Origin of the sequence: Actinosynnema sp. NPDC059335, from assembly GCF_042752395.1 — a bacterium.
Classification (GTDB): domain Bacteria; phylum Actinomycetota; class Actinomycetes; order Mycobacteriales; family Pseudonocardiaceae; genus Actinosynnema.
The window spans coordinates 1-11,278 of sequence record NZ_JBHYXZ010000159.1; the positions used below are offsets into that span (position 1 = coordinate 1).

The following is an 11,278-nucleotide window of genomic DNA, read 5'->3' on the forward strand; positions in this document are numbered from 1 at the left end:
GGGCGGGGGGGGGGGGGGGGGGGGGGGGGGGGGGGGGGGGGCGGCCCCCCGGGGGGGCCCCCCGCCCGCGCGGCGCCCCCCACGACCCCCGACGGCGAGTCCACGCTGGAACTGCTGCGCCGGCTGGCCGCGCAGCGCGTGGAGCTGCCGCTGGAGGCCATCACCGCGCACACCCACCCGTTGGACGACCTGCACCTCAGCTCCATCACGGTCGGCCAGCTCGTCAACGAGGTCACCCGCACCCTGGGCCGGCCCGCCCTGGAGGGCACGACCAACTTCGCCACCGTGCGGATGGGCGAGCTGGCCGAGCTGATCGACAACCTCGCCGACACCGCGCACGCCGCGGAACGCGACCACGGCGAGGTGCCGGGTGTCGCGCCGTGGGTGCGGCCGTTCCTGGTCGAGCACGTCGAGCGCGAGCTGGTCGGCGCGGCGCCGGGCGCGACGGGGGAGTGGACCGTCTACGCGCCCGAGGGACATGCGCTCGCCGAGCCGCTGAAGGCCGGCCTGCCCGGCGACGGCGTGCTCCTGCTGCTGCCGCCGGAGGGCGGCGACGCGCACGTCGGCCTGTTCCTGGAGGCCGCGCGCGACGTGCTCGCCACCGGCCGCCGGCTCGCGGTCGTGCAGCACCGGCTGGGCGCGTCCGGCCTGGCCCGCACGCTGCACCTGGAGGCGCCGCACATCCCGGTGACGCTGGTCGACCTGGCCGACGACACCGACGCGGTGCGGCGGGTGGCGGCCGAGGTCGCGGCCACGACCGGCTTCTCGCAGGCCCGCTACGACGCCGACGGCGTGCGGACCGTGCCGGTGCTGCGGGCGGTGTCCGGCGGGGTCGAGCCCGGCTCCGCCCCGCTGGGCCCCGACGACGTGCTGCTGGTCACCGGCGGCGGCAAGGGCATCACGGCCGAGTGCGCCATCGCGATGGCCGCCGACTCGGGCGCGTCGCTCGCGCTGATCGGCCGCGCCGACCCGGCCGCCGACCCGGAGCTGGCGGCCAACCTGGCCCGGATGGCCGCGGCGGGCATCCGGCACCGCTACGAGCGGGCCGACGTGACCTCGGCCGAGCAGGTCGCGGCCGCGGTGGCGGGGTTCCGCGCCGAACTGGGCGAGGTGACCGCCGTGCTGCACGGCGCGGGCCGCAACGAGCCGAAGGCGCTGACCGGTCTGTCCGAAGAGGACTTCCGGGCCACGCTCGCGCCGAAGGTCGCGGGCCTGCGCGCCGTGCTCGACGCCGTGGACGGGGAGCGGATCAAGCTCCTGGTCACGTTCGGCAGCATCATCGGCCGGGCCGGCCTGCGCGGCGAGGCGCACTACTCCACCGCGAACGACTGGATGTCCGAGCTGACCGTCGAGTTCGGCGAGCGGCACCCGCGGGCGCGGGTGCTGGCCCTGGAGTGGTCGGTCTGGTCCGGCGCGGGCATGGGCGAGCGGCTGGGCGTGGTCGAGGCGCTGATGCGCGACGGCATCACGCCGATCTCCACCGACGCGGGCCTCGCGGTGCTGCGCGAGGTGCTGGCCGACCCGACCGTGGGCCCCGTGCTCGTGGTCTCCGGCCGCGCGGCGGGCCTGCCCACGCTGGAGATGGCGCGCACCGAGCTGCCGCTGGCCCGGTTCGTGGACCGCGTCTTGGTCCACTACCCGTCGGTCGAGCTGGTCACCGAGGCCGACCTGTCCGACGGCAGCGACCCGTACCTGGGCGACCACCTGCTGGAGGGCGACCTGCTGTTCCCGGCGGTCCTTGGCATGGAGGCCATGACCCAGGTGGCCGTCGCCCTCACCGGGCACGACGCGCCGCCGCTGCTGGAGGACGTGGAGTTCCTGCGGCCGGTGGTCGTGCGGCCGGGCGGCTCGCTGACCGTGCGGATCGCCGCGCTGGCCCGCGACGCCGGGACCGTGGACGTGGCGATCCGGGCCGAGGACACCGGGTTCTCCGCCGACCACTTCCGGGCCAGGCTGCGGTTCCCGCGCCCGGCGATCCCCGGCGACGTGGTCGACGCCGCGCCCGTGCTGCCGCTGGTGCCGGTGGACCCGGTCACCGAGCTGTACGGCAGCGTCCTGTTCCAGGGCAAGCGGTTCCAGCGGTTGCAGGGCTACCGGCGGGCGAGCGCCCGGCACGCGGTGGCCGAGGTCGCCACGACCTCCGTCGCCTCCTGGTTCGCCCCGTTCCTGCCGCAGGACCGGATGCTGGCCGACCCCGGCACGCGCGACGTGATGATGCACGCCATCCAGTGCTGCGTCCCCGACGCGACGCTGCTGCCGCAGAGCGTCGAGCGGCTGTACCTGGCCGCGCCGGTCGACCAGCTCACCGAGTACGTCGTGCTGGACGCGCGGGAGCGGTCGCAGGACGGCGACAGCTACACCTACGACCTCGACGTGCGCGACCCCGGCGGCCGGCTCGTCGAGCGGTGGGAGGGCCTGGTGCTGCGGGCCGTGCGCAAGCGCGACGGCGCGGGCCCGTGGACGCCCACCATGCTCGGCTCCTACCTGGAGCGCTCGCTGGAGCGGGTGCTGGGCGGCAGCCGCGCGGTCGTGGTCGAGCCCGACCCGGCCGGCGTCACGCCGGAGCGCCGCGCGCAGACCGCGCTCGCGCTGAGCCGGGCGCTCGACCGGCCGGTCGACGTGCGGTACCGGCCCGACGGCAAGCCCGAGGTCGACGGCGCGGCGGTGTCCGCCTCGCACAGCGCGGGCGTCACGTTCGCGGTGGCCGCGGCGGGCGGCACGGTCGGCGTGGACGTCGAGTCGGCCGCGGCCCGCGCGGAGGAGGACTGGGTGGACCTGCTCGGCGCCGACCTGATCGGCGTGCGCGACCTGCTCGCCGCCGAGGCGGGCGAGACGGCCGCCGTGGCGGGCACGCGGGTGTGGGGCGCGCTGGAGTGCCTGCGCAAGACCGGCTCCACCACGCAGGCGCTCACCGTCGACCGGGTGCACCCCGACGGCTGGGCCGTGCTGTCGACCGGCGACGCCAAGGTCGCCACCTGGGTGACCACCCTCAACGACCGGCCCGAGCCGGTGGTGTTCACGGTGCTCGTCGGCAAGGAGGACTGACGTGTCGAACTACTACGAGATCCGCCACACGGTCGGGTTCGAGGAGACCAACCTCGTCGGCAACGTGTACTACGTGAACTACCTGCGGTGGCAGGGCCGGTGCCGGGAGATGTTCCTCAAGGAGAACGCGCCGAGCGTGCTCCGCGACCTCCAGGACGACCTCAAGCTGTTCACCCTCAAGGTCGAGTGCGAGTTCTTCTCCGAGATCACCCTCTTCGACGAGCTGTCGGTGCGGATGCGGCTGGAGGAGCTGACCCAGACCCAGGTCCAGTTCGCCTTCGACTACGTCAAGGTCACCGGCGGCCAGGAGGTCCTGGTCGCCAAGGGCAGGCAGCGGATCGCGTGCATGCGCGGCCCGAACACCAACACGGTGCCGTCCCGGGTGCCGGAGGACCTGCGCAAGGCGCTCGCGCCCTACGCCGGGGCCCCGGTGCTCGCCCGCGCCGGCCAGGGGGTGTGACGACCGTGTACGAGGCCGCCACCACGATGGAGGAGACGTCGCTGCGGGACGCCATGTCCCTGTTCGCGACCGGCGTGACGGTGTTGACGGTCGGCGGTGAGCACATCCACGGCATGACGGCCAACGCGTTCACCTCGGTGTCGCTCGACCCGCCGCTCGTGCTCGTGTGCATCGCCCACTCCGCGGTGATGCACGACGCCATCGCCAAGACCGGGCGCTTCGGCGTGTCGATCATGGGCGCGGACCAGCGGGACACCGCGAAGTACTTCGCCGACAAGCGCCGCCCGCTGGGGCCCGAGCAGTTCGACGCGGTCGACTGGGTCGAGGGCCGGCACAGCGCCGCGCCGCTGCTGAACGGGTCGCTGGCCTGGCTGGAGTGCGAGCTGGTGCGGTCCCACGACGGCGGGGACCACACGATCTTCGTCGGCCGGGTGCTCGCGTGCAGCCGGGGCGCGGACGCCCGGGCGCTGCTGTTCTACGGCAGCGCGTTCCACCGGGTCTGACGTCGGGTTCCCCACACCTCGGGAGGAGTGCACATGCTGGTGACCGTCACGGGCGGTACCGGTCTGGTCGGCTCGCACACGGCGGCGGAGCTGGTCCGGGCCGGGCACCGGGTCCGACTGCTGGTCCGGGACGCGAACGCGGTGGCCGCCGCCACCCGGCCGCTGGAGGTGCCACCCGACGCGGTGGACGTCGTCGTCGGGGACGTGACCGACGAGCGGTCGGTCGCCGCGGCGGTGCGCGGCGCGGACGCCGTCGTGCACGCGGCGTCGGTGTACTCGTTCGACCGGCGCAGGAGGGCGGAGATGCTGCGCACCAACGCCCGCGGCACGGAGGTGGTGCTCGGCGCCGCCCGCCGGGCCGGCGCCGGTCGGATCGTCCACGTGTCCAGCATCGCGGCGCTGTTCACGCCGGGCGTGCGGGTCATCCGCGAGGACTCGCCCGTCGGCACGACGCGCGAGCCGTACGCGGCCACCAAGGCCGCGTCGGAGGCCATCGCGCGGCGGCACCAGGACGAGGGGGCGCCGGTGGTCGTGAGCTACCCGCCGGCCCTCCTCGGGCCGCACGACCCGAAGTTCGGCGACCAGACCGACCGGCTGCGCAACACGCTGCGCGGGATCATGCCGATGTGGCCCGCGGGCGGCCTGCAGATCGGCGACGTGCGGGACACGGCGGCGCTGCACGTGGCGCTGCTGGGCCCGGACGCCGCCGAGCCCCCGGGGCGGCACTTCGGCCCCGGGCGCTACCTCACCACGCGCGAGTACGTCGAGGGGATCAGGCAGGCCACCGGGCGCGCGTTGCCCGCGGTGTTCCTGCCCCCGGCGCTGATGACGCCCGTCGGCCGGTTCGTCGACCTGGTGCAGCCGGCCTGGCCGTGGCACCTCCCCGCCGAGTACGGGGCGATCGCCACCGTCGGCGCGGCGGTCCGGGTCGACCCGGCCGCGAGCACGCTCGACCTGAAGCCCCGCCCGTTCGCCGACACGGTCACCGACACGGTGCGGTGGCTGGTCGACACCGGGGCGCTGACCGAACGCCAGGCGGGACGACGATGACGACTTCAGGGATCGACCGGGTCAACGGGCACGCGGACATCCGGCCGGAGCTGCCCCCGCGCACGATGGCGCTGCTCCGGGAGCGCAACGACGACCTGCGCGACCGGGCGGTCGCCAACGCCGACGCGGTGCGCCGGCAACGCGCGCTGGGCAAGCGCACCGCCCGCGAGCGCCTGGAGATGCTGCTGGACGAGGGCTCGTTCACCGAGGTCGAGCTGTACCGGCGGCACCAGGCGCACGGCCTGAAGGTGTCCGAGCACCGCCCGCACACCGACGGCGTGGTGGCGGGCTCGGGCACGATCGACGGCCGGCGCGTGTTCGTCTACGCGCAGGACTTCACCATCTTCGGCGGGTCGCTGGGCCAGGCGCACGCGGCGAAGATCCACAAGGTGATGGACATGGCCGTCGACACCGGCTCGCCGATCATCGCCCTGCACGACTCCGGCGGCGCGCGGATCCAGGAGGGCGTGATGGCGCTGGACGGCTACGGCGGCATCTTCCGCCGCCAGGTCGCCGCGTCCGGGATCGTGCCGCAGATCGCCGTGGTGCTCGGGCCGTCGGCGGGCGGCGCGGCCTACTCGCCCGCGTTGGCGGACTTCACGTTCATGGTGCGCGGCACCGCGCAGATGTACCTGACGGGACCGGACGTGGTGCACGCCGTGTCGGGGGAGGAGGTGACGCACGACCAGCTCGGCGGCGCGGCCGTGCACGGCGAGCTGTCCGGCGTGGCGTCGTTCGTGCACGACGACGAGGAGTCGTGCCTGGAGGACGTCCGCTACCTGGTGTCGCTGCTGCCGTCGAACAACCTGGAGCCGCCGCCCGCCCACGAGCCGGTGGGCGCGGTGGACGACGTGCGGCCGGACTTCGCGGCGATCGTGCCCGTGGAGCCGAACCAGCCCTACGACATGCGCGTGCTCATGGCGGAGGTGGTGGACGACGGGGAGTTCATCGAGGTGCACGAGGGCTGGGCGCGCAACGTCGTCGTGGCGTTCGGCCGGATCGACGGCGGTGTCGTCGGCCTGGTCGGCAACCAGCCGATCGTGTCCGCAGGCGTGCTCGACATCGAGGCGTCCCAGAAAGCGGCGCGGTTCGTGCGGTTCTGCGACGCCTTCGGCATCCCCCTCGTGTCGCTGGTCGACGTGCCCGGGTTCCTGCCCGGGACGGCGCAGGAGCACGCGGGCGTCATCCGGCACGGGGCCAAGCTGCTCTACGCCTACTGCGAGGCGTCCGTGCCCCGGATCCAGGTGATCGTGCGCAAGGCGTACGGTGGCGCGTACATCGTGATGGACTCGCGCTCCATCGGGACGGATCTGTCGCTGGCGTGGCCCACCAACGAGATCGCGGTGATGGGCGCGGAGGGCGCGGTGAACGTCATCTTCCGCAAGGAGCTGGCCGCCGCCGCCGATCCGGACGCGTTGCGCGCCGAGCTGCTCGCGGAGTACTCGGAACAGCTCGTGCACCCGTACTACGCGGCCGAGCGGGGGCTGGTCGACGACGTGATCGACCCGGCGCACACCCGGTCCGCGGTGGCGCGGGGGTTGGCGATGCTGCGGAACAAGCGCCGGCCCACCCCGCCGCGCAAGCACGGCAACGTGCCGCTGTAGCCCGCGGCGCGACGACAACGGCACCCCACCGCCCGGTGGGGTGCCGTTGTCGTGTGGGCGATACGCCGGGTGGTATACCTGCCGCAGGGTGCCGGAGCGGCTTGACGGGGTTCCATAACGCCGCTATAAATGGTAGTAAGACAGTGTTATGGAATCCCTGGACGGGGTGGTTCGCGTGGTCGCGTCGGTACGGGAAGCCGCGGAGTCGCCGGTCGTGCGGGGTCGGCTCCCCGTCGACCTGCGCGGTGCGGTGGTCTGGTCCGGCAGGTACGGGGTGTCCGGCGTCCGCCTGGGGCCCGACGGCGCGCGGTGGTACCGCGGGCCGCGCCCGGCCGCGCTCGCGCCCGCCGACCGGCCCTCCGGGGCCACGATGGCCCGACCCGTCTTCGACGGCGAGGTCTGGCACCCGGCCGTGTCGCACCAGGACTTCGGCTACGTCGAGCACGTGATGCCGGACGAGGGCGGCGGGGTGCTGCGCGCCGAGCCGTTCCCGCTGGAGGGCGCGCCCCGGATGCGCGCGGTCGGGGTGACCGAGCGGTTCGTCGTCGTCTTCGACTCGCCACCCCGCTACAGCCGCGCCGCCGACCTGGTCGGCCTGCGCGACCCGTACTCCGGTCCGGCTCGCGGCCCGGTGCGCGTCGGCCTGCTCGCCTACGGCCGGCCCGACTGGTTCGAGGCCGGCGAGGGCGAGGTGCTCTCCCTGGTCAACGCCTACGAGGACCTGGGCCGCGTGGTCGTGGACGCCGTCTGGGCGCCGGGCGTGCTGCGCCGCCACGTGATCGACCTCGCCACCGGCCGGGTGCGCCGCGTGGAGCTGGCCGCGGTGGACGTCGCCGGCGTGGACGAGCGCCGGACCGGCCGTCGGCACCGGTTCGTGTTCGGCGCGGCGGGCGCCGCGGTCGTCCGGCACGACGTGGCGCTCGGTTGCACGTGGCGGCGCGAGCTGGCCGTCACGCCCGGTCGGCCGGTGTTCGTGCCGCGCGGCCGGGAGGAGGGCGACGGCTGGGTGGTGGTGGTCGCGGGCGACGAGGTGCTGGTGCTGGACGCCGCCGACCTGGCCGGTCCGCCGGTCGCGGTCGTGCGGCTGCCGTTCGCAGTGCCCGCCTCGCGCAACGCCGCCTGGCTCGACGACCGCCCTCCGGCGTCCTGAGCGCCCGCCGGTCGCCCCTTGATCGCCTCGCCGCGTCGTGGCAGGTCCGCCGGGGTGGCGCTAAACTGGAGGGAACCATCCCTGGCACCGCGACGGCGAGGGGAACCGTGCCACGAAGCGCTGCCGAGACCCGTTCCCACGTCCTCCGGGTGGCCGCGGACCTGTTCTACCGCAAGGGCATCCGGGCCACCGGCGTCGACCTCGTCGCGGCCGAGGCGGGGATCGCGCCCACCACCCTCTACCGCCTGTTCGCGTCGAAGGACGACCTCGTCGGCGCCTACGTCGAGCGCGCGGACCTCGACTTCCGCGCCCGGTTCGGCGCGGCGGTCGCGTCCGCCGGACCGGACCCGCGCGAGCGGATCCTGGCGGTGCTCGACCTCGCGTTCGCGGAGGTCTCCTCCGCCGAGTTCCGCGGGTGCGCGTTCCTCATGTCGCTGTCCGAGTTCCCGGAGCCCACGCTGCCCGCGCACCGCAACGCCGTCGCGGCGAAGTCGTGGACGCGCGACCGGATCGGCGAGCTGGCCGAAGCGCTCGGCGTGGACGACCCGGCCGAGCTGGCCGACCACCTCATGCTGATCTTCGAGGGCGTGCACGCCTCCGGTCAGTCCTTCGGCCCGGACGGCCCCGCCCGGCGGGCCCGACGCCTGGCCGAGCGGGTCCTCGCCACCGCACCGCGGTCGAACGGCTCCTGACGCCCCGCCCGGCGGCCCGCGGTTTTCGATCCCCCTGCTCTCTGCCGGCCTGCCCGCTCTCCGTCGCGCCGGCCCCGGTTCGCCGCCCACCGCCGCCCCGCTGTCCGCCGCCGCGCCCGCTCACCGGCAGCCGCCGGTCCGTCTCGCGTCCCGCCGGGTTCGCCTCGCGCCGCCCGCTCCCCGCCCGCCGGTTCCCGCCCGGCCGCCCCGGTTCGTCAGCCGGCGGCCGGGGTTCGTCCGCCGCACTTCCGCGGCGATTCGCCCCCCTTTCGACCGAATGGTCCAAACCGGCTGCCGCAACAATTGTCAAGGGCTTGGGCCGGAATGACTACGGGAATGTGCGGACATCCGTCCCCATCGTTGCCCGCTCGCCGCTCCCAGGCCGCTGACCTGCGCCGACGTCCGCTTCCCACGGTTCGCCCGCCGTCCGGCGGGGTGTCGGAAAATAGCCCGGCGAGGTTGCATCACACCGTTTTCAATGACCCTGGTCAGCGGTATTCTGCCCCCGATCACCCAGTGCGCCGTGCGGTGCGGCACGGCCTCGGCCGGGCCTTCCCGACTTCGGCGCGGAGCGCCAGAGGGGACACAGGTGGCATGGTGAGAAGCTTCGACCGGGTGCGCAGGGTTGTCGTCGTCGGAGCGGGGTTGGCCGGCACCGCGACCGCCATCCGCCTCCTCCGGTTCGCCCGCGAGCCACTGGAAGTGGTGCTGCTCGAACGCCGTCCGGACTACCGGTGCTCCGGCGTGGCCTACCAGCGCGAGAGCAACCACTGGCACCACGTCTTCAACATCCAGGCGGGGCGCATGTCGGCCTTCCGCGAGGACGTGGACGACTTCGTGAACTGGGCCAACCACGAGGCGGACCGGTCGGACTGGCCCGCGGACTGGCGGGACTTCGCGTTCACCGAGTCCGGTCCGGCGCCGCGCCGGATCTACCAGGACTACCTGGTCGACCGGCTGGCCGAGGCCGTCCGCGAGGCGGCGCGCGGCGTGACGCTGGTCGAGGCCGACGGGGAAGCGGTCGACCTGGAGGTCTTCGGCGACCGCGCGCACGTCGTGGTGGAGCACCTCGCCCTGCCGGCCGGTTCCCCGGCGGTCGCCCGCGCCACCCTGGAAGCCGACCACGTCGTGCTCGCGACCGGCCTGGAGACGAAGCACCCGGCTTACGCCGCCGAGGTGCTGGACCACCCCGCGTTCGTGCGCAGCCCCTATTCGCCCGACGGCATCGACCGCGTGCTGAACGTCCGCAAAGACGCCGTGGTGGCCGTCATCGGCACCCTGCTCAGCGGGTACGACACCGCGACGCTGCTCCTGCGCCAGGGCCACGAAGGCCGCATCCACATGATCTCGGGTTCCGGGCTCACGCCGCGCACTTATCCGGCGGACCACCGCCACCAGGTCTTCGAGTTATCCCCGCCGCGCCTGTCCGCGGCCACCTACGAAGGGCGGGAGGAATTCGTCCGCCGGATCCGCGAGGAATGGGACCGGGCGTGCGCCGCCGTGGCCCGCGAGCACCCCGGGATATCGCCGGACGTGGTCACCGAACGGGTCGCGAAATCGTGGGAACCGCACCTCCCGGCAATCCTGGAACGCGTGCCCACCGACGAGTTGCGCGCCCTGCTCGACAGCTACGGCAGCCTCATCGCGGTATTGCGGGTGAGCGCCATGGCGTACACCACGGACATCGTCGATGCCGCCACCGGCGGGGACGGCCCGGTCGTGCTCACCGGCGGTCGCGTCCAGCGCATCCACGCCACCGACGCCGGCACGCTGGTCGTGACGGTCGCGGACGGGGGCACGACGCGGACCGTCGAGGCCGACCTGGTCGTCGGGCCGTTCGGCCGCGAGTCGAACTACGAGCGCGCGGACTCGGCGCTCTGGTCGAGCCTGCTGCGCCGCGAGCTGGCCGTGCCGCACCGCCGCACCGGCCGCGGCGTCGAGGTGGACCCGTGCGGCCGCCTCCTCGGACCGGGCGGAACGCCGTCCGGGCCGATCTCGGTCGTCGGCAGCCCGCGCGAGGGCGACGAGATCGTGCGCAACGGCCGGACCGGCGCGTTCACGTTCAACCTCGCCGCGATCAAGAACCACTCGGTGGAGGTCGCCGCGACGACGCTGCACCGGCTGGAGTCCTGCTACGACGACCGGGCGGCGGACCTCGTCCCGTCGTTGACCGACGCGCCCGACCCCGAGCTGCGCGACGCCGTGTCCGGCTCGGTCATGCTCGACGTCCGCCGGATGGCCACCCGAGACCGTGCCGACCGCGAGGTCGCGGCCGGTCGCCTGGAGGACAACCTCCGGCGGGTCCGGGAGGTGATCGCCCGCGCCGGCGGCGTCGTGCCCGACGACCGGGCGGTGCGGTTCGCGGTGAACACCGCGGCGACCACCAAGCTGACCGACCTCTCCGTGACCCCGCGCGAACTCCGGTTCCTGCTGGGGCTCGAAGGAGCCGCGGAACCGGTCGGCTGACCGAAACCCCTCCCTTCTCCCGTCACCATTCCTACGGTGCGGCGGCGGTGTCGGACCACTCCGCCGTTGCTCACCCCGACGGGTGGCGTGAACGGCACGCGGACCACCGACTACCACGGCGGATCGACTCGAACGGCGCACCACCTCGCACACGAGAAGATGCGGGACCGGGCGTACGACTGCGACGCTCGGGATCATGGCTCGACGCCTTCGACACAAACCCGGGGGGGCGGGTGGGGCGGGCGGGGTGGGGGGGGCCCGGGGAGGCGGCCGCCGCGAAACCTCCCCGGACCCCGTGAACTGCCCCG

The 11,278-nt window shown here is 74.4% G+C and carries 8 protein-coding genes; all 8 read left to right on the forward strand.

From position 1 onward, the window contains the following. The coding region (locus ACFXGA_RS33335) for an SDR family NAD(P)-dependent oxidoreductase (RefSeq protein ID WP_378094909.1) at positions 1-3,045 on the forward strand (3,045 nt) is incomplete at its 5' end. A 1-nt stretch (position 3,046) separates the two neighbouring features. Beyond that, positions 3,047-3,505: an acyl-CoA thioesterase gene (locus tag ACFXGA_RS33340; RefSeq protein WP_378094911.1), complete on the forward strand. Its 459-nt coding sequence runs from the start codon at positions 3,047-3,049 to the stop codon at positions 3,503-3,505. Then, positions 3,502-4,008 (forward strand): flavin reductase family protein, encoded by a 507-nt coding sequence (locus ACFXGA_RS33345; RefSeq protein ID WP_378094913.1) that lies wholly within the window; start codon positions 3,502-3,504, stop codon positions 4,006-4,008. Before ACFXGA_RS33340 ends, ACFXGA_RS33345 begins: the two co-directional genes overlap by 4 nt. 33 nt (positions 4,009-4,041) lie before the next feature. Further along, on the forward strand, positions 4,042-5,058 hold the full coding sequence (locus tag ACFXGA_RS33350) for an SDR family NAD(P)-dependent oxidoreductase (protein ID WP_378094915.1): 1,017 nt from the start codon (positions 4,042-4,044) through the stop codon (positions 5,056-5,058). 65 nt (positions 5,059-5,123) lie between these two features. Further along, complete coding sequence (locus ACFXGA_RS33355; RefSeq protein WP_378094938.1) at positions 5,124-6,662, forward strand: acyl-CoA carboxylase subunit beta; 1,539 nt, start codon at positions 5,124-5,126, stop codon at positions 6,660-6,662. 175 nt (positions 6,663-6,837) lie between these two features. Then, on the forward strand, positions 6,838-7,812 hold the full coding sequence (locus ACFXGA_RS33360; protein ID WP_378094917.1) for a carotenoid oxygenase family protein: 975 nt from the start codon (positions 6,838-6,840) through the stop codon (positions 7,810-7,812). 107 nt (positions 7,813-7,919) lie between these two features. Next, entirely contained in the window at positions 7,920-8,504 is a 585-nt protein-coding gene (locus ACFXGA_RS33365; RefSeq protein ID WP_378094919.1) for a TetR/AcrR family transcriptional regulator, read from the forward strand. 594 nt (positions 8,505-9,098) lie between these two features. Beyond that, a complete protein-coding gene (locus tag ACFXGA_RS33370; RefSeq protein WP_378094921.1) occupies positions 9,099-10,970 on the forward strand; it encodes an FAD/NAD(P)-binding protein in 1,872 nt (623 codons plus the stop codon). Positions 10,971-11,278: the final 308 nt, after the last annotated feature.